General features: G+C 71.3%; 24 protein-coding genes. 15 read left to right on the top strand and 9 right to left on the bottom strand.

The window, feature by feature from the left end; translation table 11 throughout:
- The first annotated feature begins 122 nt into the window (after positions 1-122).
- The 5 genes from HF577_RS22660 to HF577_RS22640 all read left to right on the top strand — a co-directional run bounded on the left by HF577_RS22660 (position 123) and on the right by HF577_RS22640 (position 5,951).
- Entirely contained in the window at positions 123-1,796 is a 1,674-nt protein-coding gene (locus tag HF577_RS22660; RefSeq protein ID WP_169397945.1) for an ABC transporter substrate-binding protein, read from the top strand.
- A 115-nt stretch (positions 1,797-1,911) separates the two neighbouring features.
- Positions 1,912-2,916 carry an ABC transporter permease gene (locus tag HF577_RS22655; RefSeq protein WP_169397944.1) on the top strand — a complete coding sequence of 335 codons (1,005 nt, stop codon included), beginning with the start codon at positions 1,912-1,914 and terminating at the stop codon, positions 2,914-2,916.
- A 13-nt stretch (positions 2,917-2,929) separates the two neighbouring features.
- Positions 2,930-3,853, top strand: coding sequence for an ABC transporter permease (locus tag HF577_RS22650; RefSeq protein ID WP_169397943.1), 924 nt, complete (start codon positions 2,930-2,932; stop codon positions 3,851-3,853).
- Positions 3,850-4,830 (top strand): ABC transporter ATP-binding protein, encoded by a 981-nt coding sequence (locus tag HF577_RS22645; protein ID WP_169397942.1) that lies wholly within the window; start codon positions 3,850-3,852, stop codon positions 4,828-4,830. The genes HF577_RS22650 and HF577_RS22645 overlap by 4 nt, the downstream gene beginning before the upstream one ends.
- 5 nt (positions 4,831-4,835) lie before the next feature.
- A complete protein-coding gene (locus HF577_RS22640; protein ID WP_169397941.1) occupies positions 4,836-5,951 on the top strand; it encodes an ABC transporter ATP-binding protein in 1,116 nt (371 codons plus the stop codon).
- Here HF577_RS22640 and HF577_RS22635 read toward each other — a convergent pair.
- Positions 5,929-6,540, bottom strand: a complete 612-nt coding sequence (locus HF577_RS22635; protein ID WP_169397940.1) for a DedA family protein — start codon at positions 6,538-6,540, stop codon at positions 5,929-5,931. The genes HF577_RS22640 and HF577_RS22635 overlap by 23 nt on opposite strands.
- A 137-nt stretch (positions 6,541-6,677) precedes the next feature.
- On the opposite strand from HF577_RS22635, the gene HF577_RS22630 reads away from it, so the two are divergent.
- Positions 6,678-7,289, top strand: coding sequence for a hypothetical protein (locus tag HF577_RS22630; RefSeq protein WP_169397939.1), 612 nt, complete (start codon positions 6,678-6,680; stop codon positions 7,287-7,289).
- An 84-nt stretch (positions 7,290-7,373) separates the two neighbouring features.
- On the opposite strand, the gene leuA is transcribed toward HF577_RS22630, so the two are convergent.
- Positions 7,374-9,170, bottom strand: a complete 1,797-nt coding sequence (gene leuA / locus HF577_RS22625; RefSeq protein ID WP_169397938.1) for a 2-isopropylmalate synthase — start codon at positions 9,168-9,170, stop codon at positions 7,374-7,376.
- Between the two features lie 317 nt (positions 9,171-9,487).
- Between leuA and HF577_RS22620 the strand changes: the two genes are divergently transcribed.
- The 3 genes from HF577_RS22620 to HF577_RS22610 all read left to right on the top strand — a co-directional run bounded on the left by HF577_RS22620 (position 9,488) and on the right by HF577_RS22610 (position 12,392).
- The gene (locus tag HF577_RS22620; protein WP_312859300.1) at positions 9,488-9,790 is read left to right on the top strand and encodes a hypothetical protein; all 303 of its coding nucleotides are present in this window, start codon (positions 9,488-9,490) and stop codon (positions 9,788-9,790) included.
- A gap of 227 nt (positions 9,791-10,017) precedes the next feature.
- Positions 10,018-11,283: an aspartate kinase gene (locus HF577_RS22615; RefSeq protein ID WP_169397937.1), complete on the top strand. Its 1,266-nt coding sequence runs from the start codon at positions 10,018-10,020 to the stop codon at positions 11,281-11,283.
- Positions 11,280-12,392: an aspartate-semialdehyde dehydrogenase gene (locus HF577_RS22610; RefSeq protein ID WP_169397936.1), complete on the top strand. Its 1,113-nt coding sequence runs from the start codon at positions 11,280-11,282 to the stop codon at positions 12,390-12,392. The genes HF577_RS22615 and HF577_RS22610 overlap by 4 nt, the downstream gene beginning before the upstream one ends.
- Positions 12,393-12,432: 40 nt before the next feature.
- On the opposite strand, the gene HF577_RS22605 is transcribed toward HF577_RS22610, so the two are convergent.
- Both HF577_RS22605 and HF577_RS22600 read right to left on the bottom strand, forming a co-directional pair.
- Positions 12,433-13,473 carry an endonuclease/exonuclease/phosphatase family protein gene (locus HF577_RS22605; protein ID WP_169397935.1) on the bottom strand — a complete coding sequence of 347 codons (1,041 nt, stop codon included), beginning with the start codon at positions 13,471-13,473 and terminating at the stop codon, positions 12,433-12,435.
- 16 nt (positions 13,474-13,489) lie between these two features.
- Positions 13,490-14,749, bottom strand: a complete 1,260-nt coding sequence (locus tag HF577_RS22600) for an MFS transporter (RefSeq protein WP_169397934.1) — start codon at positions 14,747-14,749, stop codon at positions 13,490-13,492.
- Positions 14,750-14,859: 110 nt separating this feature from the next.
- On the opposite strand from HF577_RS22600, the gene HF577_RS37590 reads away from it, so the two are divergent.
- From HF577_RS37590 to HF577_RS22585, 3 genes are all read left to right on the top strand, one after another.
- Positions 14,860-15,129, top strand: a complete 270-nt coding sequence (locus tag HF577_RS37590) for a hypothetical protein (protein ID WP_211174686.1) — start codon at positions 14,860-14,862, stop codon at positions 15,127-15,129.
- A complete protein-coding gene (locus HF577_RS22590) occupies positions 15,126-16,604 on the top strand; it encodes a catalase (protein ID WP_169397933.1) in 1,479 nt (492 codons plus the stop codon). Before HF577_RS37590 ends, HF577_RS22590 begins: the two co-directional genes overlap by 4 nt.
- A 260-nt stretch (positions 16,605-16,864) precedes the next feature.
- Positions 16,865-17,668, top strand: a complete 804-nt coding sequence (locus tag HF577_RS22585) for an LppX_LprAFG lipoprotein (RefSeq protein WP_169397932.1) — start codon at positions 16,865-16,867, stop codon at positions 17,666-17,668.
- A gap of 12 nt (positions 17,669-17,680) precedes the next feature.
- Here HF577_RS22585 and HF577_RS22580 read toward each other — a convergent pair whose 3' ends face one another.
- The 3 genes from HF577_RS22580 to HF577_RS22570 all read right to left on the bottom strand — a co-directional run bounded on the left by HF577_RS22580 (position 17,681) and on the right by HF577_RS22570 (position 21,029).
- A complete protein-coding gene (locus HF577_RS22580) occupies positions 17,681-18,595 on the bottom strand; it encodes a carbohydrate ABC transporter permease (RefSeq protein ID WP_169397931.1) in 915 nt (304 codons plus the stop codon).
- Positions 18,592-19,560, bottom strand: a complete 969-nt coding sequence (locus tag HF577_RS22575; RefSeq protein ID WP_169397930.1) for a carbohydrate ABC transporter permease — start codon at positions 19,558-19,560, stop codon at positions 18,592-18,594. The genes HF577_RS22580 and HF577_RS22575 overlap by 4 nt, the downstream gene beginning before the upstream one ends.
- 83 nt (positions 19,561-19,643) lie before the next feature.
- Entirely contained in the window at positions 19,644-21,029 is a 1,386-nt protein-coding gene (locus HF577_RS22570; protein WP_169397929.1) for an ABC transporter substrate-binding protein, read from the bottom strand.
- Positions 21,030-21,277: 248 nt separating this feature from the next.
- On the opposite strand from HF577_RS22570, the gene HF577_RS22565 reads away from it, so the two are divergent.
- Entirely contained in the window at positions 21,278-22,363 is a 1,086-nt protein-coding gene (locus HF577_RS22565) for an ABC transporter ATP-binding protein (RefSeq protein ID WP_169397928.1), read from the top strand.
- A 52-nt stretch (positions 22,364-22,415) separates the two neighbouring features.
- Here HF577_RS22565 and HF577_RS39810 read toward each other — a convergent pair whose 3' ends face one another.
- A complete protein-coding gene (locus HF577_RS39810) occupies positions 22,416-23,453 on the bottom strand; it encodes a GNAT family N-acetyltransferase (protein WP_169397927.1) in 1,038 nt (345 codons plus the stop codon).
- 130 nt (positions 23,454-23,583) lie between these two features.
- Between HF577_RS39810 and HF577_RS22555 the strand changes: the two genes are divergently transcribed.
- Positions 23,584-24,006: an organic hydroperoxide resistance protein gene (locus HF577_RS22555; RefSeq protein WP_169397926.1), complete on the top strand. Its 423-nt coding sequence runs from the start codon at positions 23,584-23,586 to the stop codon at positions 24,004-24,006.
- 50 nt (positions 24,007-24,056) lie between these two features.
- Here the strand turns inward: HF577_RS22555 and HF577_RS22550 are convergent, their stop codons facing one another.
- Positions 24,057-25,916: a S9 family peptidase gene (locus tag HF577_RS22550; RefSeq protein ID WP_169397925.1), complete on the bottom strand. Its 1,860-nt coding sequence runs from the start codon at positions 25,914-25,916 to the stop codon at positions 24,057-24,059.
- A gap of 77 nt (positions 25,917-25,993) precedes the next feature.
- Here HF577_RS22550 and HF577_RS22545 point away from each other — a divergent pair, with 77 nt between their 5' ends.
- A complete protein-coding gene (locus HF577_RS22545; RefSeq protein WP_211174685.1) occupies positions 25,994-26,404 on the top strand; it encodes a hypothetical protein in 411 nt (136 codons plus the stop codon).
- The last annotated feature ends 4 nt before the right edge of the window (positions 26,405-26,408 follow it).

Here is a 26,408-nt window from a genome sequence, read left to right as displayed (position 1 = left end):
GGGCAGACAGCTGTAGCCCAACCGTGACACGAAGATCTACCGATCGGTATGGCCGCCCATTACCGTCTGCATCCCTGCCTTTTACCCGACGTGGGTCTCCGACCCGAAGAGGTGTTGCCCGCATGAGGTCAGCTAGACGTCTCTCCGCCCTGTTCGCAGCCGGAGCGCTTGCCGTCACACTGGCCGCGTGCGCCCAGTCCGAGCGGGGTGACGGCGCTGCTCAGGGCGGGTCCGGTGCCACCGGAGGCACGCTGGTTTTCGGGGTGCCCGGCGCGCCGGACAACTTCGACCCGATCTTCGCCCAGGACGGCGAGACGTTCCGGCCGGCCCGGCAGATGTACGACACCCTGATCACGTACAAGCAGGGCACCGCGGAGCTCGCGCCGGCCCTGGCGCTGGAGTGGACCCCGAGCGCCGACTTCACCGAGTGGACGTTCAAGCTCCGTGAGGGCGTCAAGTTCCACGACGGCACCGACTTCAACGCCGAGGCGGTCTGCTTCAACTTCAACCGCTGGGTGAACCTGCCCAACGCGGCGGCCCAGGCGCAGGCGATCTACTACAGCGACACGTTCGAGGGATTCACCAACAACCAGGCGAGCGCCACCGGCACGCCGGTCTTCAACTCGTGCGCCGCACCCGATCCCGCCACGGCCGTGATCAAGCTGAACAAGGCCAAGGGCGCGTTCCCGGCGGCCTTCGGGCTCACCTCGCTGTCGATGTCGAGCCCCGCGGCGCTGCAGCAGTACAACGCCGACCAGATCGAGCAGAGTGGCGAGGCCTTCACCTACGGCCCGTACGCCACCGAGCACCCCACCGGCACCGGTCCGTTCAAGTTCGAGAGCTACGACCGCACGGCCAACGTGATCACTCTCGTGCGCAACCCCGACTACTGGGGTGAGCCGGCCAAGGTCGACAAGCTGATCTTCCGCGTGATTCCCGACGAGAACGCGCGCAAGCAGGAGCTGCAGGCCGGCACGATCGACGGCTACGACTACCCCTCGCCCGCCGACTGGGAGTCGCTCAAGAGCAGCGGCTACAACGTGCTCGTCCGGCCGGTCTTCAACATCCTGTACATGGGGATCAACCAGAAGAACAACCCGGCGCTGCAGGACATCAGGGTCCGCCAGGCACTGGCCTACGCGATCGACCGTGAGTCCCTGGTGCGCAACCAGCTCCCCGAGGGCGCCGTGGTGGCCACCCAGTTCCTGCCGGAGACGGTGGACGGCTACGCGAGCGATCTCCAGCCGATCCCGTACGACCCCGAGCGTGCGAAGGCGCTGCTCGCGGAGGCCGGCCAGTCCAACCTCACGGTCAACTTCTACTACCCGACCGAGGTCACCCGGCCCTACATGCCCAACCCCACCAACATCTTCACGGCACTGCAGGAGAACCTGCGCCAGGTGGGGATCACGGTGAACGCGGTGCCGCAGCCGTGGAACGGCGGCTACCTCGACTCGATCACCGCCAACGGCGTGCACGACCTGCACCTGCTCGGCTGGACCGGCGACTACAACGACGCGGGCAACTTCCTCGGCACGTTCTTCGGCCGCAACAAGCCGGAGTTCGGCATCACCGACCAGGCCCTGTTCCAGCAGGTCGGCGCCGCGGACGCCACGGTCGACCCGGCGGGCCACGCCGCCGCGTACGAGCAGGTCAACCGCGACCTGATGGCGAAGTACCTGCCGGCGGTCCCGCTCAGCAGCTCGCCGCCCGCGATCGTGGTGCGGGAGAACGTCACCGGCCTGATCCCGTCCCCGCTGACGGACGAGCGGTTCTACACGGTCAGCAAGGGCTGATCGACAGGACCCCGGGTGGCGCCGCCGGAGCCGGCGGTGCCACCCTCGCTCGCCATCAGTGATCGTCGGCACCTGGTTGCCGGCGGTAGCCCGCATCGACACAGCAGGAGGGGACATGCTGCGGTTCGTGCTGCGGCGCCTCGTGCAGGTGATCCCGACGCTGCTGCTGCTGTCGTTGCTCGTCTTCGCCTGGCTGCGCAGCCTGCCCGGCGGTCCGGCATCCGCGTTCCTCGGTGACCGGGCCACCCCGCAGCGGATCGCCGAGCTCAACCGGATCCTCGGCCTGGACCAGCCCGTCCTGGTGCAGTACTGGCGGTTCCTCGTCCGGGTGGCGTCCGGCGACTTCGGCACCTCGACGATCACGGGCGAGCCCGTGCTCGCCGAGATCGGGCGCGCCTTGCCCGCCACCATCGAGCTGTCGCTGGCGGCGCTGGTGATCGCGGTCGTGCTGGGGATCCCGCTGGGCTACGTCGCGGCGCAGTACCGGGGCCGCCCGCTCGACGTCACCACCGTGATCGGCACGCTGATCGGCGTCGCGGTCCCGGTGTTCTTCCTCGGTTACCTGCTCAAGAGCGTGTTCGCGGTCCAGCTGGGCTGGTTCCCGCCGTCCGGCCGGCAGGCCGTGGACGTCGACGCCACGAACGTCACCGGGTTCGCGGTGCTCGACGGGTTCCTCACCCAGGAGTGGGACGCGAGCCTCGACGCGCTGAGCCACCTCGTGCTGCCTGCCGTGGCGCTGGCCACGATCCCGCTCGCCGTGATCGTCCGGATCACGCGGGCCTCGGTGCTCGACGTGCTGGGATCCGACTTCGTGCGCACCGCCAACTCGAAGGGGCTCTCGCCGAGCACGGTGCGGGGCCGGCACGTCCTGCGCAACGCGCTGCTGCCGGTGTCCACGACGATCGGGCTGCAGGTCGGGCTGTTGCTGGCCGGGGCGGTGCTCACCGAGAAGGTGTTCGTCTGGGGCGGCATCGGCACGCTGCTGGCCGGAGCCATCGAGCAGCGCGACTACCCGCGGCTGCAGGCGTTGCTGCTGCTGGGCGCGCTGGTGTACGTGCTGGTGAACCTGCTCGTCGACCTGTCCTACGCGATCATCGATCCCCGGGTGCGGCTGTCGTGAGCGGAGTCCTGTCATGACCGTCACCTGGGCACAGCGCCGCAAGGCGCGGCTCGACGATCTGTCCGCCGGTCGCAGCCTCACCTCCGAGGCCTTCCGACGGCTGCGCCGCGAACCTGCGGCGATCGCCGGTGCCGTGATCGTCGGCCTGTTCGTGGTGGTCGCCGCTCTCGCGCCGCTCATCGCCCCGCACGGCGCCGCCGAGACGTTCCCGCAGCTGCAGGAGAACCTGCGCCCGGGTGCCATCCCGGGCCCGCAGGACGGCTTCCCCCTGGGCAGCGACCAGCTCGGGCGCGACTTCTTCTCCCGGGTGATCCTGGCTGCGCAGCAGACGTTGCTGGTCGGGGTGCTCGCCACGCTGATCGGACTCGTGGTCGGCATCGTGATCGGCACCGTCGCGGGTGCGTTCGGCGGGTGGGTCGACACCCTGCTCATGCGGATCACCGACGTCCTGCTGGCCATCCCGAGCCTGCTGCTCGCCATCTCGGTGGCCGCGCTGGCCGCGAGCCCGTCGCAGACCACCGTCATCATCGCCGTGGCGATCGTCGGCGTCCCGATCTTCGCTCGGCTGCTCCGCGGGTCGATGCTCGCCCAGCGGGAGAGCGACCACGTCGTCGCGGCCACGTCCCTCGGGGTGAAACGGAGCGCGGTGGTGCTGCGGCACATGCTGCCCAATGCCATCGGCCCGGTGATCGTGCAGGCGACGCTGACGCTCGCCACGTCGATCCTGGACGCGGCCGCCCTGTCGTTCCTCGGCCTCGGCGACGCCGACCCCGCCCGTGCCGAGTGGGGGCTGATGCTGGCCCAGGCGCAGACCTACCTGGATGTGCGGCCTGCGCTCGCGTTCTACCCGGCGGCCGCGATCATCGTGGTGGCGCTGGGCTTCACGCTGCTCGGGGAGTCGCTGCGCGAGGCCATCGACCCGAAGGGGCGCCGATGACCGCGCTGCTGGAGGTGCGCGACCTGCAGGTGGCCTTCACCCGCCGTCGCGAACCCGACACGGTCGCCGTCGACGGGGTGAGCTTCGACGTCGCGCCCGGCCAGGTGGTCGGTCTCGTCGGGGAGTCCGGGTGCGGGAAGTCGGTGACGTCGCTGGCGATCATGCGCCTCCTGCCGGCCCGCGGGGTACGGGTGAGCGGCTCGGTGCGGATGGACGGCACCGACCTGCTGACGCTGTCGGGGTCGGAGATGCGGGCCCGCCGCGGGCGCGACCTGTCGATGGTGTTCCAGGACCCGCTCTCGTCGTTGAACCCGGTGATCCCGATCGGCCTGCAGGTCACCGAGGTGCTGCGCAGGCACCGGGGGATGGCAGGCGACAAGGCCCGCCAGGCCGCCGCCGAGCTGTTGGAGCGGGTGGGCATCCCGGATCCCCGGCGACGCCTCGACTCCTACCCCCACCAGCTCTCCGGCGGCATGCGGCAGCGCGCACTCATCGCCATCGCGCTCGCCTGCCAGCCGCGGCTGCTCATCGCCGACGAGCCGACCACCGCCCTCGACGTCACGATCCAGGCGCAGATCCTCGGGCTGCTCTCCGAGCTCGTCCGGGAGACGGGCGCGGCCCTGATCATGATCACGCACGACCTCGGGGTCGTCGCGGGGCTCTGCGAGGCCGTCAACGTGCTCTACGGCGGCCGGATCGTGGAGCGCGCGCAGCGGCACCGTCTGTTCGCCACGCCCCGGCACCCCTACACACACGGCCTGCTGCGTTCGATCCCGCGGCTGGACGCGCCGCCGGGGGAGGAGCTCGAAGCCATCCGAGGCTCTGTGGTGGACAACCTGCCGTGGGCGCATGCCTGCGCCTTCGCGCCGCGCTGCCCCCGGGCGATCGAGACCTGCACCGAGGTCACCCCGGTCGCCGAGACGAGCGGCGGCCGGTTGCTGCGCTGCCACAACCCGGTCCCGGCGAACGCGGAGTGAGCATCATGGAGACGAGCGAACCGCTGCTCGACGTCCGCGATCTCGCGGTGCACTTCCCGATCAAGCGGGGTCTGGTGCTCGACCGCACGGTGGGGCACGTGTACGCCGTCGACGGCGTGTCGCTCCACATCGGACGCGGCGAGACCTACGGACTGGTGGGCGAGTCGGGCTGCGGCAAGAGCACCCTCGGCCGGGCGATCCTGCGGCTCGTGGACCTGACCACTGGACAGGTCACGTTCGACGGTGTCGACGTGGCCCAGCTCAAGGGCGAACAGCTGCGGACGATGCGCCGCCGCTTCCAGATGGTGTTCCAGGACCCGATGTCCAGCCTGGACCCCCGGCAGTCCGTCGAGTCGCTGCTGACCGAGGGCATGAAGGCGCACGGGCTGTCGCGTGGGCCCGCGGCCGACGGGGCGCGGCTGCGCGAGCTCGTCGACTCGGTCGGGCTGCCGGCCGGCGCGCTGCGTCGCTACCCGCACGAGTTCTCCGGTGGCCAGCGCCAGCGCATCGGGATCGCGCGCGCGCTCAGCGTCGAACCCGATCTGATCGTCGCCGACGAGCCGGTGTCGGCGCTCGACGTCTCGGTGCAGGCCCAGGTGCTGAACCTGCTGGGCCGGCTGCAGTCCGAGCTCGGCCTCACCTATCTCGTGATCGCCCACGACCTGGCCGTCGTCCGCCACGTGAGCGACCGGGTCGGCGTGATGTACCTCGGCGGGCTCGTCGAGGAGGCGCCGTCGCAGGAGCTCTACGACGACCCCCAGCACCCCTACACCCGCGCGCTGCTGTCCGCGGTGCCGGTGCCCGACCCCGAGCTGGAGGACCACCGCGAGCGGATCCTGCTCACCGGGGACCTGCCCTCACCCGCCGCGCCCCCCGCGGGCTGCCGGTTCCACACCCGCTGCCCGTGGCGCCAGCCCACCCGGTGCGACGACGAGCGTCCGGCGCTGCGCGTGATCGCCGGCGCCCCCGCGGGGCACCGGGTGGCCTGCCACTTCGCTGAGGACATCCGCAGCGGCCGGCTTCAGCCGCACCGCGTGGACGTCGAGGCGGTCGACGACGTCCTCGCGCCCGGCGCCGTCCCGGACCTCCCCGGTTCGGTCACGGAGATCCTGGGTCGCTGACCGGCGGTGTCGCTGCGGCCGCCCGCCGCCGGTCCTCGGCGGATCGCGCCCGGGCGCGGCGGGCCAGCAGGGCGCCGAGCACGAGCGCGGCGGGCATGCCGATCGCGAGGCCGAGCAGCGGGTCACCCGTGACCCTCCCGCCGGCGTAGCCGATCAGGACGTACATCGCCGACCAGAGCACCGCACCGACGATCGACGCCCGCACGACCGCGCCGACCGGCAGCCGCAGCGCCCCGCACAGGACGGTGGAGACCACCACCCCGACGGGCACGAAGTACGAGGGCACGATCACCCCGGCCCCCGCGGTGCGCATCCGGGCCTCAACCCAGTCGGCCGCCCGGGCACCGGCGGGGCGTCGCCGCAGCCGCGCGAGCAGCGCGGGGCCCGCGTACCAGCCGACGGCGTACTTGACGAGGTCGCTGATCAGGGAACCGACCGCAGAGGCCGCAATCACCAGCGGGAGCCACAGCGCACCGGTGGCCGACCACGAGCCGCCGAGCACCAGCACCGGCTCGGCCGGGGTGAACGGCAGGCTCGTCCACAACAGGACGACCAGATACGCGGCGGTCGGATCCACCGGCAGTCGCACAGACGGACGCTACCCGATCACGAATCCGCACCTCGGAGCCGCACCGCTCAGCGGCCACCACCTGGACAGCCGTTCGGCTCCGGGACGGCGTGGGCGACGATGGGCGTGCGGGGGAGTGGGCGGCAACAGGAGGACGGATGGACGAGCAGGTACTCGTGGCGACGCGGCGGGCACTGCACGGGGTGGCGGAGAGCGTGATCGCCGGTCCGCAGTACCGCGCACACGGCACGATCAGGCTGACGGTGTCGGACGGCGGGTTCGCCGGAGTGGCGTCTCCCTTGCGGGTGCAGGGCACCGAGCTCGTCGGCCCGGCCGGGCGCTGGCCACTGCGCGGCACGCTGGGAGAGCTCGGGGCGGCCGCCGGCGTGGACACCGGGCCACCCGAGGGGCTCTACAGCGACACGTCCGGCGTCGCCCTGGACGAGCCGCTGGCCGTCGACCCCGCCGCGGCCGAGCTGATCCTGGGCTGGTTCGGCCGGGGTGACGCGGGGCTGCGCGCGTTCCTGCCGGAGGCGACCCCCGTGCTCTGGCCGGAGCACTTCGACCTGGGCATCGACCTGGACGAGGTCAACTACGGGATCTCACCCGGCGACGCGGGGCACGCCTTTCCGTACGCGTACGTGGGGCCGTGGACCCCACGAGAGGGAGAGTTCTGGAACGCGCCGTTCGGCGCGGTGCGCCCGGCGTCCGACCTCCCCGATGCGGCGGCCGTGGCGGCCTTCTTCGCGGAGGGCCGCAGCCAGGCCTGACACCCCGCCCCGAGTTGCAGCAAAGCCACGTTCACGCAACGAGATGGCATGAACGTGGCTTTGCTGCAATGGGGCAGGGCTGGGTCAGCGCATTGCGCGGTTGACCGCCGAGACCACGGCCTTGAGCGAGGCGTTCACGATCGAGCTGTCCACGCCGACTCCCCAGAACACCGTGTCCTCCACGGCGCACTCGACGTAGGCGGCGGCACGGGCGTCGTCACCCGCGGACATGGCGTGCTCGTGGTAGTCGAGCACCCGCACGTCGAACCCGATGCCGGCGAGCGCGTCGACGAACGCCGCGATCGGCCCGTTGCCGCTACCGGTGATCTCGTGCAGGTCGCTCTCCACGCGCACCGTCGCGACGATCTCGTCGGTGCCCTCGCCGTCGCTGGTGAGGCGGTGGCGGATCAGCTTCAGCGGCGTGACTCGGCCGAGGTACTCGGCGTCGAAGGCGTCGCGCATCTCCTTGGGGGAGACCTCGCCGCCCTCGGAGTCGGTGACCTCCTGGATCACGCGCGAGAACTCCATCTGGAGCCGCCGCGGCAGGTCCATCTGGTGTTCGGCCTTCATGATGTAGGCGACGCCGCCCTTGCCGGACTGCGAGTTCACCCGGATCACGGCCTCGTACGTGCGGCCGATGTCCTTCGGGTCGACCGGCAGGTAGGGCACCTCCCAGCGGAACTGGTCGACCTCGACGCCCGCCTGCGCGGCGTCGGCCTGCATCGCGGCGAAGCCCTTGTTGATCGCGTCCTGGTGGCTTCCGGAGAACGCCGTGTAGACGAGGTCGCCGCCCCAGGGGTGGCGCTCGGCAACGGGGAGCTGGTTGCAGTACTCGACGGTGCGCCGGATCTCGTCGATGTCGGAGAAGTCGATCTGCGGGTCGATGCCCTGGGTGAAGAGGTTCATGCCCAGCGTCACCAGGTCGACGTTGCCGGTGCGCTCGCCGTTGCCGAACAGGCAACCCTCGATGCGGTCGGCGCCTGCCTGGTAGCCGAGCTCGGCGGCGGCCACGGCGGTGCCGCGGTCGTTGTGCGGGTGCAGGCTCAGGACCACGGCGTCGCGGCGGGCCAGGTGGCGGTGCATCCACTCGATGGAGTCGGCGTAGACGTTCGGCGTGGCCATCTCGACGGTCGCCGGCAGGTTGACGACCATCGGCGACTCGGGGGTCGGCTGCCAGATCGCGGAGACCGCGTTGCAGACGTCCACGGCGTACTCGAGCTCGGTGCCGGTGTAGGACTCGGGGGAGTACTCGAAGCGCCAGTCGGTGGCCGGGTACTTCTCGGCGAACCGCAGCACCTCCTCCGCGCCGTCGGTGGCGATCTTGGCGATGCCCGCGCGGTCGGACCGGAACACGACCCGGCGCTGGAGGATCGAGGTCGAGTTGTACAGGTGGACGATCGCGCGGGGTGCGCCCTCACAGGCCTCGTAGGTGCGCTCGATCAGCTCGGGGCGGGCCTGGGTGAGCACCTGGATCGTGACGTCGTCGGGGATCAGGTCGCGCTCGATGATCTCGCGGACGAAGTCGAAGTCGGTCTGGCTGGCGGCCGGGAACCCGACCTCGATCTCCTTGTAGCCCATGCGTACGAGCAGCTCGAACATGCGGTGCTTGCGCGCCGGGCTCATGGGGTCGATCAGGGCCTGGTTGCCGTCGCGCAGGTCGACCGCACACCACAGCGGGGCGGAGGAGATGCGCTTGTCGGGCCAAGTGCGGTCGGACAGCGAGACCGGCTCCACCTGTTCGTGGAACGGGCGGTAGCGGTGGATGGGCATGTCCGAACCGCGCTGCGGGTTCCAGACGGGCTGGCGGTCCGGCGCGGGGCGGGAAGGGGTGTGCAGACGGCTGGATGTCGCCGAGGTGAAGGCGTCGGGCGAGGTGGTCATCCGGGATGTACTCCTGTGGTCGGCCGATCAGACGTTCCTGACGTGACCGGCGCGCACGCCGAGACCCCGCGACGAGGGGCCGGTCGGTCAGACCCCGCCGCGGCGACGAAGGAGCAGGAGTGCCACGTTCCCGAGGTTAACCCCCACCGGGGGGAGCTCCGCAACCCGGCCCCTCGGCGCCGTGCCACCCGATCGAGTGATACCGACCGGTAGGCCGAAGATGCGGAGCGTGTCAGTATGGCCGTCTTCGTGCCGGTCACTCCGTCCTGCGGGTACAACGGAGGTACCGGAGGAGCGAGTGCCATGGGGAGGACAGTGTGACAGTGGGAACCACGGCACGCCGAGGCATCGACGCCCTCGGCAGCGTTCTGCGGATCGTCGGCATGCTCATCGTGCTCGTCCTCGTGCTGCACATCGTGCTCACGCTCCTGGACGCGAACCCCGCCAACACACTCGCCATGTCGATCCACGAGCTGGCCGACCAGTTCAACCTGGGCCTGTCGAACCTGTTCCTGCCGGCCGACCCGAAGCTGGGCATCGTGCTGAACTACGGCACGGCCGCGCTGATCTGGTTCGTGATCACCAGCGTGGTCGTGCGAATCGTGCGCCGCATCCCCTGACTCACCCCGCGCCCCGCGCCGGATCCGTCGGTCCGGCGGCCGGGACGCCCTGCGTCGAGCGCCCAGCTTTCCCCCTGTGGCATGGACCATTGGCAACGGTTGCCGCGTCCGTGCCCGGTAAGGTGAGATTCCGACCAGTACCTCGGCCGGAGCGCTCACCGCGTCCCCGACGGGGACGATAGCCCCACGGTGCCGCGCCCATGCGGCATCAGGACAGGAGGTCGGCGGTGGCCCTCGTCGTGCAGAAGTACGGCGGATCATCAGTCCAGGACGCGGACCGCATCAAGAAGGTCGCCGAGCGGATCGTCCGGACCCACAAAGAGGGCCACGACGTCGTGGTGGTGGTGTCGGCCATGGGCGACACCACCGACGAGCTGCTCGACCTCGCGGAGCAGGTGTCCCCGGCGCCCCCGCCGCGCGAGATGGACATGCTGCTCACCGCGGGTGAGCGCATCTCCAACGCGCTCGTCGCGATGGCGATCCACTCCCTCGGTGCGCAGGCCCGCTCGTTCACCGGCTCCCAGGCCGGAATGATCACCACGTCCCGCCACGGCGACGCGCGGATCGTCCAGGTCAACCCGAAGCGGCTGCGCGACGCGCTCGACGAGGGCGCGATCGTGCTGGTCGCCGGCTTCCAGGGCGTCAGCCAGGACTCGAAGGACGTCACCACGCTCGGCCGCGGCGGCTCCGACACCACCGCGGTGGCGCTGGCCGCTGCGCTGGAGGCCGACGTCTGCGAGATCTACACCGACGTCGACGGCATCTTCAGCGCCGACCCGCGGATCGTGCCGAACGCGCGGCACCTCGAGAGCATCACCTACGAGGAGATGCTGGAGATGGCCGCCTGCGGAGCCAAGATCCTCCACCTGCGCTCCGTGGAGTACGCGCGCCGGTACGACGTCCCGCTGCGGGTGCGCAGCTCCTACAACGACAAGCAGGGCTCGCTCGTCAGCGGCTCGATCAAGGAGATTCCCGTGGAGAACGCGATCATCACCGGGGTCGCGCACGACCGGTCCGAGGCCAAGATCACCATCACCGGCGTGCCGGACACTCCGGGGATGGCCGCCCGCATCTTCCGTACCGTGGCCGACGCCGAGATCAACATCGACATGGTGCTGCAGAACATCAGCCACTCCGGGGCGCGGCGCACCGACATCACGTTCACGCTGGCGCGTACCGACGGCCCGCGTGCCGTCGCCGTGCTCACCGCCGCGCAGCCGGAGATCGGCTTCATCGAGCTGCTCCACGACGCCGAGGTCGGCAAGGTCTCACTCGTCGGAGCGGGAATGCGCAACCATCCGGGGGTCACGGCCACGTTCTGCGAGGCCTTGTCGAACGCCGGCATCAACATCGAGACCATGAACACGTCGGAGATTCGGATCTCCGTGATCTGCCGGGTGGAGCAGCTCGACGACGCCGTGCGTGCCCTGCACGCCGCGTTCGAGCTCGGCGGAGCGGAGCAGGCAGTAGTGCACGCGGGGAGCGGACGATGAGCGACTACACCAGCGAGACGTCGGACCTGAACGGGTCGGCGAACACCACGGGGCCGGTCGTCGCGATCGTCGGTGCCACCGGGGCCGTCGGCACCACGATGATCGACATCATCGACGGCCGCCCGTCGGTGCCGTGGTCGGACATCCGGCTGGTGGCCTCGGCCCGATCAGCGGGCCGGGTGCTGCGCGTGCGCGGGCACGACGTCACCGTGCAGGCCCTCGCCCCCGAGGTCTTCGACGGCGTCGACATCGCGCTGTTCGACGTGCCCGACGAGGTGAGCGCGGAGTGGGGGCCGATCGCGGCCTCCCGCGGCGCCGTGGTCGTCGACAACTCCGGCGCGTTCCGGATGGACCCCGAGGTGCCGCTCGTGGTGCCCGAGGTCAACGCCGACAAGGTCACCGAGCGGCCCAAGGGCATCATCGCCAACCCCAACTGCACCACGCTGTCGATGATGGCCGCGATGGGCGCGTTGCACCGCGAGTTCGGTCTCGAGGCGCTCGTCGTAGCCTCCTACCAGGCCGCTTCCGGCGCCGGGCAGGGCGGGATCGACCGGCTCTACGCCGAGCTCGCCGCCGTCAGCGGCCGGGAGGTCGGGATGCGTGGCGGCGACGTCGCCCAGGCGCTGGCCGATGCCGGCCTCGACCCCGCCGCGTCGCCGTTCCCGGCGCCGCTGGCCCTCAACGTGGTGCCGTGGGCCGGCTCCCTCAAGGACGACGGGTGGTCGTCGGAGGAGCTGAAGGTCCGCAACGAGGCCCGCAAGATCCTCGGCATCCCGGACCTCAAGGTGTCGGCCACCTGTGTGCGCGTCCCCGTCGTCACCACCCACTCCCTCGCGGTGCACGCCACCTTCGCCGGTGACGTGTCCGTCGAGGCGGCGCAGAAGGTGCTGAGCGAGCAGCCCACGATCGTCCTGCGCGACGACCCGGCGGCCGGGGAGTGGCCCACGCCGGCCGACGCGGTGGGCGGCGACCCGACGTGGGTCGGGCGGATCCGGCAGGCGCTGGACTTCCCCAACACCCTCGAGCTGTTCCTGTGCGGCGACAACCTGCGCAAGGGTGCGGCGCTCAACACCTACGAGATCGCGGAGACGGTGGCAGCCCGGCTCTGACGCCGGGACCGGCTGCCCGGCTCAGGGGACGGGACGCCCCCTAGCCGGGCAGCCGCAGCCGGGTGATGACCGCGCGGTGGTCGCTGCCGTCGATGTCGTGCACGCCGAACGACTCGGCGGTGATGCCGTGGTTGGCGATCACGTGGTCGATCTGCGGCCCGATCAGGGCGCGGAGGCGCGGCGTGGGGCCCCACGTCGGAACGAGGCCCTGACCACGCTGCGCGCCGGCATCGCCGCACCCGGAGATGGCGTCGCGCAGCACCGAGTGGTCCAGCGTCGCGTTGAAGTCGCCGGCGACGATGGCGGGGGTCGGACCGGTGCACCACTGCCGGAGCAGCCCGAGGTCGGTGCGCCAGTCCGGCACGGACCCAGGCACGGGCGCCACCGAGTGGAACGCGGTGACCCGCGTGTTGCCCAGACCCGCGCCGCTGAGCTCGACGTAGGGGAACGTCGTCGTCTCGGTGCCGATCCGGACCTGGACATCGCCGAGGTGGTCGGCCACCACCGCCGTGACGGCGTTGACGTCGCGCCGCCGCGAGCCGGGCGAGGTGTGCAGGTGGTACCCCAGTGGCTCCACCAGCGGCCTGAGCTGGTTCGAGAACGGTTCGCCCGCCTCGCTGAGCGCCACCACGTCCGGCCGCTGCTGCTCGATCAGCGCGGCGAGCTGATGGGCGTCGCCCCTGCCCTCGTAGGTGTTGAACGCGAGGACGGTGAGTGACATGCCGCCGGTGGGCACCGGGTCGGCCACCACCCGCGGCAGGATCATCGCGCCGCCCACGAGCAGCACCGCCAGCACTCCGGCGACGAACGGCAGTACACGCCGTTCGAACACCATCACCACGAGCAGCAGCACGAGCAGCGCGGTGACACCGACGAGGATAAACGGCCGGAACGGCACGAGCTGGACGAACGGGCTGCGCCGGTCCAGCTGGAACAGCAGGTCGGGCAGGGCGAACACGGCCACGGCCAGCGTGAACACGACGGCGGCCGCGTAGCGCAGGACGTGCTTGTGGCGCGGCGGCGGTGGTGGTGGCGGCGGAGTGGGGGCCGCCGCGTCGAGGCGGCCCGGCGGTGCGGTCATCGGCCGCGAGTCTGCCCTAGATCGGTTGAGAGTCCACTGAGGGTCCCACTGTCAGCGGGGGCACCGGCGCGGTATCGGGCGGGTTCCGATGGACCCTCTCGCCCCGGCGGGCGAGGAGGGCCGCGACTGCGGCGACGCCGATTCCGGCCGTGCCGGCCACGGTGATCGCGAGCGCCGGGGACCCGATGTCGATCAGCGCGCCCGCCGTCGGGGTGCTGATCGCGGCACCGACCGTGATGGCCGAGCCGTGCAGGCCGGTGACCACCCCACGGGCGTGCTCGGGGGCGAGCCTGCTGACGGCCTCCGAGCTGGCGGCGAGTGATGGTGCGCAGAGCAGACCCGCGGGCACCAGCAGCAGCGCGTAGCTCCACCATGGACCGCCCAGTGCGACCGGCAGGGTGGCGACGCCCATCGCCGCGACCAGCACGAACAGTGACGGGGAGCGGCGGGCCACCCCGTAGAGGAAGCCTCCGGAGAGCGAGGCCAGGCACCACACGGCGTTGACGACCGCGATGGCCGCTGCCTGGCCGCTGGTCTGCAGTGCGGCGATCATCGACAGCTCGGTGCCGAAGATCAGCACGACAGCGGCTGTGGTGGCCAGCAACGCGGCGAACAGGCGCATGTCGAGCCACTCGCGGACCCGGCCCGGCGGCGCGTCGGACGGGCTCTGCGGGGCGCGGGTGGGTGGGTCGAGCAGCCAGAGCGCGACGCCGGAGACGAGCCAGCCGGCCCCGACGACCCACATCGCGATGCCGGTGGAGAGCTGCAGGGCGAGCAGGGTGCCGACAGCGGGGCCGATGATGTAGGAGAGCTCGACCGACATCGAGTCGAGCGCGAAGGCCGGACGGCGGTGCCGGGCGGGCACCATCGCGGCGAGCGACTGGCGCACCACCGAGTACACGGGCATCCCGAGCAGGCCGCCGAGCAGCGCCCCGACCAGCAGCGCGGGGTAGGACAGCGACGGCGCGACGGTCCAGAACACCGCCTCGGCGCACAGGGTGAGCGCCAGCATCGTGCGCAGCCCGCGCCGATCGACCAGCCTGCCGAGCAGCGGCGCCCCGATGGCCATCCCGACGGTGGTGGACGCGCCGACGAGGCCGGCGGCGGCGTAGCCGTGCCCGAGGTCGAGCACCACGTGCAGGGTGAGGGTGATCGCGGCGGCCGAAGCGGGTATGCGTGCGAGGAAGGCGACCGCCGTGAGCGGGGCCACTCCGGGGAGGCGCAGGACCGTGCGAAAGGCGGCCAGGCCGGCGTTGCTCTCATCGGTGGCTGTCACCTGGTCCTCCTCGGCACATGGCCATGGTGGACCACGGGTCCGACGGAACTCGACCGAGTTGGCCCAGGATTAACTTGACCCATTCCAGAAAAGCTGGTCGACTGGCCGTGATGGCATCTCCGGTGGACGTCGCCCACCCCCTGCGGGGTGCGGGCCTGCCCGTCGTGCGCACCGGGGACGACCACCACCACCTGGTGTGCCGCTCGTGCGGCGACATCACCGACGTCGACCGCGTCGTCGGTACGCGCCCGTGCCTCGCTCCCGGCGTCACCGGGAGCCACCTCGTGGCTGAGACCGAGGTCGTGTTCCGGGGCACCTGCCCGCGCTGCCGGCGTGACCGGTCCTCCCACCCGAACCAGCAGCAGAAGGAGACTTCGTGACCGCGACCGAACCGCGGCCGACTACGAACAACGTCGGCATCCCGGTAGCCAGCGACAACGACTCGCTGACCATCGGCACCAATGGTCCGATCCTGCTCCAGGACCACTACCTCATCGAGAAGAACGCGCAGTTCAACCGCGAGCGTGTGCCCGAGCGTGTCGTGCACGCCAAGGGCGGCGGCGCGTTCGGTTTCCTCGAGGTCACCAACCCCGAGATCGCCAACTACACCAAGGCGGCGCTGTTCCAGCCCGGCGTGCGCACCGAGAGCCTCGTGCGCTTCTCGACGGTGGCGGGTGAGCTCGGGTCGCCCGACACCTGGCGCGACCCCCGCGGCTTCGCCGTGAAGTTCTACACGTCACAGGGCAACTACGACATCGTCGGCAACAACACGCCGGTGTTCTTCATCCGCGACCCCATCAAGTTCCCGGACTTCATCCACTCGCAGAAGCGCCGCGCCGACAACCACCTGCGCGACAACAACATGCAGTGGGACTTCTGGACCCTGCGGCCGGAGTCGGCGCACCAGGTCACGTGGCTGATGGGCGACCGCGGCATCCCGAAGTCCTGGCGCCACATGAACGGCTACAGCTCCCACACCTACCTGTGGGAGAACGCGGGCGGCGAGAAGTTCTGGGTCAAGTACCACTTCAAGACCGACCAGGGCATCGACTACCTCACCCAGGCCGACGCCGACCGTATCGCCGGTGAGGACGCCGATCACCACATCCGCGACCTGTACGCCGCGATCAAGGCGGGCGACCACCCGAGCTGGACGCTGAAGGTCCAGGTCATGCCCTACGAGGACGCCGCGGACTACCGCTTCAACCCGTTCGACCTCACCAAGGTGTGGCCGCACGGCGACTACCCGCTCATCGAGGTCGGGCGGTGGGTCCTGGACCGCAATGCGGAGAACTACTTCGCCCAGATCGAGCAGGCCGCGTTCGAGCCGTCGAACCTCGTGGCCGGCATCGGGCCGTCGCCGGACAAGATGCTGCAGGGGCGCCTGTTCGCCTACCCGGACGCGCACCGCTACCGGATCGGCGCCAACTACACCCAGCTTCCGGTGAACGCCGCGAAGTCGCCCGTCAACAGCTACTCCAAGGACGGCGCGATGCGGTACGAGAACACCGCCGACCCGGTGTACGTGCCCAACTCCTACGGCGGTCCCCACGCCAACCCGGCGATCGCGGGCGAGACGGCATCCACGTACGGCGTCGAGGACGAGGTCATCCGTTCGGCGTACAAGCTCCACGCCGAGGACGACGACTTCGGCCAGCCCGGCACGATGGTCCGCAAGGTCTTCAGCGACGAGCAGCGTGAGCGCTTCGTCGGCAACGTGGCGGGCCACCTGCGCAACGACGTGTCGGAGCCGGTCCTCGAGCGCGCCTTCCAGTACTGGAAGAACGTCGACAAGGAGACGGGCGACAAGATCGAGCAGGCCGTCCGCACGGGCGGTCCCGCCTACGAGAAGTGACCTGACGCCGCACGCCTGACGTCATCGACGAGGCCCCGCTCCCACTCAGGCGAGCGGGGCCTCGTCGTGCTCCGGCCCGTCCCCGACCCCACCCCGGGGGTGGTGATCGTCTCCGACTCGGGCAAACTGCCCATCGCGATACGGGCCGTCAGGCCCAACGGGGACGTGCACGGGTGGTTTCCCCGAGTACCGGTCGGATCGGCTCAGGGGGGCCCGTTTCGAGCGGCTTCTCATCCGCCCCCTCACGTCGAGGAGGACCCTTGTCCGGATCGAAACGCAGTGGCGCACTGGTCGGCGCGGGCGTCGTCGCGATCGCACTCCTCGCCGGGTGCAGCGGGAGCGGCGAGACCCCCGCGGGCGCCCCGGCGGCCCAGAACCCCGCGGCCGTGGCCGAGGACCCCGCGGCCGCCGCGCTCCTGGCGGCGGCGTCCGAGGCCACCGTCGCGGCCGGGACGGCGCGGTACGAGCTCCAGATGCACGTCGAGACCGGCGGCCAGCAGACCACCGTCAGCGGGACGGGCACCTACGACTTCGACCGCAAGATCGGCGACCTCGAGATGACCACAGCTGGTCCCGGCACCGCACCCGGCACCGTCGACGTGATCATCGACGGCGCCACCTTCTACACGCAGCTTCCCGGGCAGGGCGGTTGGACGCGGACGCAGACCGAGGGCTCCGCGGTCAGCGGCCAGCAGTACGACCCGGCCCAGCAGCTCGCCACCCTGCAGAAGGTGTCCGACGACGTCCGCATGGTCGGCACCGAGCAGCTGCGGGGCGCGGAGGTGCGTCACGTGGCCTTCGCCATCGACCCGGCGGCGCTGGCGTCGGCCTCCGGCATGCCGGGCGACTCGGCGGCCGCGCTGCAGAGCGGTGGACCGATCCCGGGTGACCTGTGGGTGGACCAGGACGGTCGCGTCCGGAAGCTCCAGATGCAGATGACGATGAACCAGGGCGGGACCGTCAGCACGATGAACGTCATCTCGGAGTACTTCGACTTCGGTGTGCCCGTCACGGTGCAGCGGCCGGACCCGGCCACCGTGCAGGGACCTGCCGGCGGGCGCTGACCGCGCAGGCTCTCAGCCCTTGACGCTCCCGGCGAGCAGGCCGCGCACGAAGTAGCGCTGCAGCCCGAGGAAGACCAGCAGCGGGACGACGATCGAGACGAACGCGCCGGCGGCGAGCAGGTGCCAGTCGGCACCCCGGGTGCCGGCGAGCTCGGCCACCCGCACCGTCAGTGGCGCCACGTCCGACGTGCCGCCGGCGAACACGAGCGCCACCAGCAGGTCGTTCCACACCCACAGGAACTGGAACACGGCGAACGCCGCGATCGCGGGCTTCAGCAGCGGCAGCATGATCGTGGTGAAGATGCGCACGTGGCCCGCGCCGTCCACGCGCGCGGCCTCCACGAGCTCGGCCGGGACCTCACGCATGGCGTTGTGCAGCAGGAAGATCGCCAGCGGCAGCGCGAACGTCGAGTGTGCGATCCACACCGTCCAGAACGTGTTGTTGAGGCCGCTGCCCACGAAGATCTCCAGCAGCGGCAGCAGCGCCACCTGCAGCGGCACGATCTGGAGCGCGAAGATCGCCACGAAGAGCGTGTCGCGCAGGGGGAACGTCGTCCAGGCGAACCCGTACGCCGCCAGCGTGGCCAGCACGATCGGGATGGCCACCGAGGGCAGCGTGATCAGCACCGAGTTCGCGACGTAGCCGATGAGCGGCTGGCTTCCGCCGAAGAGCACCTCGGCGTAGTTGTCGAAGGTGATCGCCGGATGGGCGAAGAAGGTCCACCAGCCGGTGCGCTGCACGTCGCGCTCGGGACGGAACGAGGAGAGGAAGAGCCCGAACGTCGGGATCGTCCACAGGACGGCGATCACCACGGCCGCGAGGGACGCCCACCGCGAGGACAGGCGGTTGCGTGCCGTCGCCGGCCGCGTCGTCGCTGCCGTGACGATGTCGGGCGTCGCGTCGTCCCGGGTGTCCAGCAGGGTCATCGTGCGTTCGCCTTCCGCATCTGCCGGACGTTGTAGACGACGATGGGCACCACCAGGAGGAACAGCAGCATGGCGAGGGCGGAGCCCATGCCCAGGTCGGAGAGCCGGAAGCTCTGCACGTAGAACTCGTTGGCCACCACGCTGGTGCCGAACTGGCCGCCGGTCATGGTGCGGACGATGTCGAAGACCTTGAGCACGGCGATGCTGATCGCGGTGACCACCACGACCACGGCGGGCCGGATGCTCGGCAGGGTGATGTACCAGAACAGGCGCACGCCGCCGACCCCGTCGAGCCCCGCGGCCTCGACGACGTCGCTCGGGATGGCCTTGATCGCGGCCGACAGGACGGTCATCGCGAACCCGGCCTGGATCCAGATCATCACCACGATCAGCAGCAGGTTGTTCCATGGCTGTTGCAGGATGAGGTTGACCGGCTCGAACCCGAGCCAGACGAGGAACTGGTTGACCAGCCCGGTCTGCTGGATGTTCTGCTGGTTCGGCCGGTACTCGTAGACGAACTTCCAGATGATCGACGCCCCGACGAACGAGATCGCCATGGGCAGGAAGATCAGCGCCTTGGCGAACGACTCGAAGCGGGTGCGGTCCACCAGCACCGCGTAGACGAGCCCGGTCGCCGTCGCGAGGATCGGGGTGACCACGACCCAGAGCACCGTGTTGCGCAGGACGATGAGCAGGTCGGGCTGGGTGAAGATCCGGATGTAGTTGTCCAGCCCGACGAAGCCGGCGCTGCGGGCGTCGAGGAGCGACTGCACCGCGGTGCGGGCTGCCGGGTACAGCAGCCCGACGATCAGCAGCAGGATCGCCGGGGCCGCGAACGCGATGCCGGCGACCTGCTCGGCGCGGCGCCCCTTCCCGCGCCCGGCCACCAGCAGCACCACGCCGAGCACGGCGGCGAAGACGGCCACCGCGACCAGTAGCTGGACGAGCTTGTCGAGCAGGGTCATGCCGGCTCACCTCCGAGCGTGCCGAGGGGAAGGCCCGGGGCCGGGCGGTCCGCACCCGCCCCCCGGCACAACGGAGTGGAGCCCTACTGGCCTGCCGGCCAGGACTGTTCGATGAACGTCAGCGCGTCGGCCGTGCTCGTGCCCGTGATCCAGTCCGTCATGCCCCGCCAGAACGTCGCGGAGCCGACCGCGCCGGGCATGAGGTCCGACCCGTCGAACCGGAACGTGTTGCCCTCGTCCTGCAGGATCTCGGCCGTGAGCCGGTCGATCGGGCTGGCCAGGTTGGCCGGGTCCAGTCCGGTGTTGGCGCTGACCCAGCCGCTCTGCCCGAGCGCCGTGCCTGCCTTGGCCTTCTCGTTGGCCCACTCCGGCGAGGACAGGTAGGACTGGAAGGCCTGGACCTCGGGCCGGTCGGAGAACGCCGCCACGAACTCGGCGCCGACGAGGATGGTCTGGGGCGTGGCCGGGTTGATCGGCGGGAGCTCGAACGCGTAGACGTCGCCGTTCTCGGAGATGTCGGTGCCCTCCGGCCAGTTCGCCGCGTAGAAGTTGGCCTGGCGGTGCAGGTAGCAGGTCTCGTCGAGGATCGGCAGGCCGGCGTCCTGGAACGTGGTGGTGGCGATCGAGGACGGGTCGCCGAGGCCGCCGTTGACGTACGCCGGGTTCTTGAGCACCGAGCCGACGCGGTCGAGAGCTGCGCTCACCTGCGGCCCGTTGAACGGGATGGCGTGGGTGACCCACTGGTCGTAGACCTGCGGGCCGTTCTCCCGCAGCATCACGTCCTCGAGCCAGTCGGTGAGCGGCCAGCCCGTGGCCTCGCCGGAGGCGATGCCGGCGCACCACGGCTTGCCGCCCTCGGCCACGATCCGGTCGGACAGGGTGGTCATCTCGGCCCAGGTGGTGGGCACGGTGTAGCCCTTGGCCTGGAACGCCTTCGGCGAGTACCAGACGAACGACTTCACGTTGGCGCCCAGCGGTGCGGCGTAGAGGGTGCCGTCGACGCTGCCCGCCGACTTGAAGGTCTCCGGGTAGTACTGGTCGACGTTGGCAGCCACTCCGGCCGGAGCCGGCTTCACCGCGCCCGTCTGCCGAACGAGGGTGGACAGCAGGCCGGGCTGGGGCACGAACGCGATGTCGGGAGGGCTGCCGGCCTGCACCCGGACGGGGAGCTGGGCCTCGAACTCCTTCGAGCCCTCGTACACGATCTTGGCCCCGGTGCACTGCTCGAACGACTTGTACGAGTCGATGTGCGGCTGGTCCTCGGGGGTGATGATCGAGGTGTACACGGTGACCGTCGTGCCGTTCAGGTCTCCGTACTGGGCGTAGGCGCCGCACTCCGGGGCGGGTCCGGTGGGACCACCGCCCGCGACGTTGCTCCCGCCGCATGCGGCGACCGCGAGAGTGAGGGCGAGGACGCCGCTCGCGAGTCCGGCCGCGCGCGTCGGCCTTCTCGATGGCACAGCAGGCATCGCCACACCTCCACCTCATCGGGGATGAAACGGACGCGGGACCCGCGCCGTGCAATTCGCCATGGAAGCGGTTGCGGAGTGCTACGAGCAACAGCTCGTAGTAACGATCCCGTAACCTCACCGTGTGATTTGAGCGAACACGGAGAGTAGTAGTTCTGTCCCAAACACGATCGACATGACAGTCTTCGGCTGCTACTCCCTCACACTCGGATCGTCCGGCACGTTCCTGCCGGTGGAAGGAGCACAGCATGGCTGCTGTGACCTATGACAGCGCGAGTCGGATCTACCCCGGCTCCACCGTTCCCGCGGTCGACTCGCTCGACCTGGAGGTCGCCGACGGGGAGTTCCTCGTCCTGGTCGGCCCTTCCGGCTCCGGCAAGTCCACGGCCCTGCGGATGCTCGCCGGGCTGGAGGACATCGACAAGGGATCCATCCACATCGGCGGCCGCGACGTCACGCGCGTTCCCCCGAAGGACCGCGACATCGCGATGGTGTTCCAGAACTACGCCCTGTACCCGCACATGACGGTCGCCGAGAACATGGGCTTCGCGCTCAAGATCGCCGGCCAGTCCAAGGCCGCGATCCAGGAGCGGGTGCTGGAGGCGGCGAAGATCCTCGACCTCGTGGACTACCTGGAGCGGCGTCCCAAGGCGCTGTCCGGCGGCCAGCGCCAGCGCGTCGCCATGGGTCGCGCCATCGTGCGCCAGCCGCAGGTGTTCTGCATGGACGAGCCACTGTCCAACCTCGACGCCAAGCTGCGCGTCTCCACCCGCACCCAGATCGCCTCGTTGCAGCGGCGGCTCGGCACCACCACCGTCTACGTCACCCACGACCAGGTCGAGGCCATGACGATGGGCGACCGGGTCGCGGTGCTGAAGGACGGCATCCTGCAGCAGGTCGGCACCCCGCGCGAGATGTACGACGCGCCGAAGAACGTGTTCGTCGCAGGGTTCATCGGCTCGCCCGCGATGAACCTGCTCCCGGTGGACGTCGACGGTGACGTGCTGCACTTCGGCGGCGCCGACCTCCGGGTGCCGCGGCAGGCCGCCGACGCCGTCGGGGCCACCCGCTCGGTCACGGTCGGCGTCCGTCCCGAGGACATGGACATCGTCGAGAGCGGTGCAGGCCTGCTCACGGAGGTGGACGTCGTCGAGGAGCTCGGCGCCGACGCCTACATCTACGGCAGCACCGAGGTGGGCGGCGAGCGCCGCCCGGTTATTGCGCGTGTCGACGGGCGTACCCCGCCGAGCAAGGGCGCGGTGCTGCACCTCGCCCCCCGTGAGGGCGCTCTGCACCTGTTCGCCGGTGACACCGGGGAGCGCATCGACCTCTGAGAGAGTCCGTCGAGGGGCCCCGGGACCGGTTCGGTTCCGGGGCCCCTCGCGTTCAGGCGACCGGTGCGGGCAGCGGGGCGCGCAGCCGTACCTCGCCGTCCACGATCTCCGCCGACGGGCGCAGGCCTGCGCGGCGCAGCAGCCGGGTGACGCCCAGGTCGTCCGGACGGGCGACGCCGGTGAGCTCGGCTTCCCCCTGCTCCACGGCCATCTCGGCGATCCGGCGCAGCAGGGCGGTGCCCAGCCCCCGGCCCTGCCAGGCGTCCTCCACCAGCACGGCGGCGCGCACCGAGCCGAGCCCGTCGCCGTCGAGGTTCGCGATCCCCACGGCGCTCCCGCCGTCGGCGGTGACCGCGATCACGGCCCGAGCCGACCCGGACGCCTCGCCGAGGAGGACCTCCAGCTCACCGGGGGCGAGCTGCCGGGTGGGGCTGAGGAACCGGGACCGCCGGGACTCCGGGGCGCAGCGCGCGTGCAGCGCTGCGACCAGTGGTGCATCGGCGGGATCCACCGGCCGCATGCGCACCTGGGAGCCGTCGCGCAGCAGCAGGATCTGATCCGGTGACCCCGATCGGGCCGGAGCACGCATGGCCAGCTGCGTGGCGAGCTCCAGCAGCGCCGCCGCCCGGGAGAGCTCGGTGGCGGTGAACGGCCAGGCCCGCCCGAGGCGCAGCTGCTGCGCGCCGACCCTGATGACGTGGGTGTGCCCACCGTGGTCCTCGGCCGCGGGGTCGACCAGCCGGGCGCGCAGCATGGTGGCCACGGCACGCGGCGCGCTGCCGGGGTCGGCCGCGACCATCCGGGCCAGCGCCAGCGCCGTGGTGGCCGGGTCGCTGAGCTCGGTGGCGTCGGCGCGCACCAGCAGGGTGCACGGGATGCCGGCGCTCTCCACCGCCTCGACCAGCGTGGCCGGGTCGGCCGACTCCGGCACCTTGACGAGCAGCTCGTCGGTGATCGAGCCGTCGTCGGCGGGCTCGCCGACGACGTGCAGCGAGATGATGTTGCAGCCGGCGGCACCTACCGCCGTGGCCAGCTCGCCGAGGCGGCCGGGCCGGTCCTCCAGCTGGACATGCACGCGCCAGAGCGCCACGTGCTCCACCTCCTCGGGGATCGACTTCCCAGGGTTCCCCTGAGATGTTTCGGGTCTGCTACCGGACCATGACAGAGCCGGATCCCGGGAGATACGTTGGGCACGACACATCTCCCACGAAAGGCGCGACATGCCAGAACCCCTCTACACCGCCGAGGCCACCTCCACCGGCACCGGCCGCACCGGCCACGTCCGCTCCTCGGACGGCATCATCGACCAGGAGCTCAAGGCTCCCAAGGAGCTGGGCGGCCCGGGCGGCGCCACCAACCCCGAGCAGCTCTTCGCCGCCGGCTACGCCGCCTGCTTCCACGGCGCCATGCGTCTCGCCGCCAAGAACAAGGGCGTCCAGGTCAGCGAGGACGCCACCGTCGACGCCGCCGTCGGCATCGGCAAGGACGACACGAGCATGGCGATCAACGTCATCCTCACCGCCCACCTGCCCGGACTCGACCAGGCCACGGCCGACGAGGTCGTGCAGGCCGCGCACCAGCTGTGCCCGTACTCGAAGGCCACCCGCGGCAACGTCGACGTGCAGCTGAACGCAACCGTCTGACCCCTGTGCGCGGATACGCCTGCTGCGGCACCCGTATCCGCGCACGCGCGTCACCCCACCGCGCGGAGCGCGAAGCCGATCTCCGTGGCGATGTGGCGCAGCGTCTCGTCCACGACGAGCGAGCCGTGGCCCGCGTCGAAACGGCTCACCTCGTAGATGACCTCGCCGTTGCCGACGGCCGCTCCACCGGGACTCCGCGCGGCGAGCGCGTCCAGGTAGTTGTCCACCTGCCGGATCGGGCACCGCGGGTCGTTCTCCCCCGCCAGCACGAGCACGGGCGCCCGCACCTCGTCCACGTAGGTCAGCGGTGACGAGGCCCGGTAGGTCTCCGGCCGCTCCTGCGGCGACCCGCCGAACAGGGCCCGGTCGAACGCACGGAGCTGTTCCATCTCGTCGGCGTAGGCGGTGAGGTAGTCGGCCACGGGCACCCCGGCGATCGCCGCCGCCCAGCGCTTCGGCTGCGTGCCGGCCGCCAGCAGCGCCAGGTAGCCGCCCCACGACCAGCCCTCCACCACGCAGCGCTTCTCGTCGGCGAGCCCGGTGGCGACGCAGTGGTCGAGCACGGCGGCCACGTCCTCCAGCTCCGTCAGCCCGGGCCGGCCCTCGATCTCGTCCCGCCAGGCCGAGCCGTACCCCGTGGAGCCGCGGTAGTTCACCTCCACGACGAGGAACCCGGCGTCCACCCACGCCGCACGCGCCGCGCTGAACCGGTCCTCGTCGGCCGCGTGGGGGCCGCCGTGCAGGCTCACCACCGTGGGCGCCGGACCGTCCACGCCGGCCGGGCGCGCGAGCAGCGCGTGGACCCGGCCGCCGGGCCCGTCCACCCAGAGGTCCTCCACGGGCACCGACCCCGGTGCCGGCTCCCCCGGGGGAGCGAGGAGCACCCGGTCGGTGCCGTCGGGGTGCAGGGCACGCACGGCGGACGGTTCGGCCGCCGACGAGCAGGTGTACTCGACCGTGCCGTCCGGGCGGACCTCGGCCGAGCCCACACATCCCGGCGCCACGGACAGCTCCGTCAGCTCGCCCGTGTCCAGGTCGTAGCGGTGCAGCCGGGTGCGGGCGGCGTGGGTGTGCCAGACCAGCAGGTGGCGACCGTCGGGGTGGAAGTCGGCGTCCAGTTCGCCGGGCAGGCCGAGCGACAGCTCCTTCTCCGTGCCGGCGAGGACGTCCCAGACCAGCAGCTCCTCCCGGCCGTGCCGCTCGTGCAGCAGGAGCAGCCGCCCGTCGCCGGGCACCGGCGCGAACACCAGCGGGGTGAGGCCCTTGCCCTCGCCGTCGGACTTCTCGGCCACCGCCGTGCCGTCGGACACCCGGACCACCCGCACGGCGGGGTGGCGGGAGTCGCCGTGCTCGGAGTGGCTGATCGCGAGCAGTGTCTCGTCCTCGGACAGGGCACCCACGCCGGCGTCCTCGGCGTGGGTGTAGACCACCTCGGAGGGCCCGTCGCCGCGGCGCAGCCAGATCTTCGTCCCGTCGTCGGTGGAGGTGCCGACGGCCACCACGGCCCGGCCGATCTCCAGGCCGGCCGGGTAGCCGTCCTCGACACCGGGCAGTGCCGGTTCGGCGACATCGCCGTCGGGGAGCCCGGCGAACGGCTCGGTGACCCAGTGCCCGAACTCGTCGCCGTCGGTGTCGGCGAACCACCACACCGCCGCCCCGTCCGGCGGGAGGGTCGCCGAGTGGGTGCCGCTGCGCCGGTCGGTCACCTGCCGGTGCGTGTCCGTGGCGCGGTCCCAGACGTAGACCTCCGTGGTTCCGCTCGAGTTCGACGTGTACACCGACCGGTCGGGCGCGTCCCGCGCCCAGGCCGGCCGCGACATCCGGGGCGCGGTGAACCGGGCCCGCCACCGCTGCTCACGCTCGTCGTCGAAGAGCCGGTCGGGGACGGGGGCGGAAGGGTGCTCGGTCACGACCCCGATCCTGCCGCACCGCGGCCGGACACCGGGGTGCCGGCGACGGCGCGGGGGAGCACGGGTTGAATTTCCGCGTGCGCATCCGGGCGACCCCGACCACCGGCACCGGCTACCGGCGCTCCGGCCTGCGCCTGGCCGCGACGCTCGTGGTGGCGGCACTCGCCGTCGGCGGATGCGGGAGCGCGGGGAGTGGGCCGGCCGCCCCCGCCGTCACGGCCGACGGTGTGCAGCGGGTGGAGGTGGCCGTCGCGGGCGGAGCGGTCACCGGCGGCGTGCGGCGGTTCGCGGTGCCCCTGGGGTCCACCGTCGAGGTCGTGGTGGCCAGCGACGTGGCCGACGAGGTGCACCTGCACGGCTACGACCGGACGGCCTACGTCACCGCGGGCGCCACCACCACCCTCCGCTTCGTGGCCGACCTGCCGGGGGTGTTCGACGTGGAGCTGGAGCAACGCAGCCTCCCCCTGACCCAGCTCCAGGTCTCCTGACACC

It is taken from the genome of Pseudonocardia xinjiangensis (assembly GCF_012911925.1).
Lineage (GTDB): Bacteria > Actinomycetota > Actinomycetes > Mycobacteriales > Pseudonocardiaceae > Pseudonocardia > Pseudonocardia xinjiangensis.
This window is presented reverse-complemented; position numbering and strand designations above follow the sequence as displayed.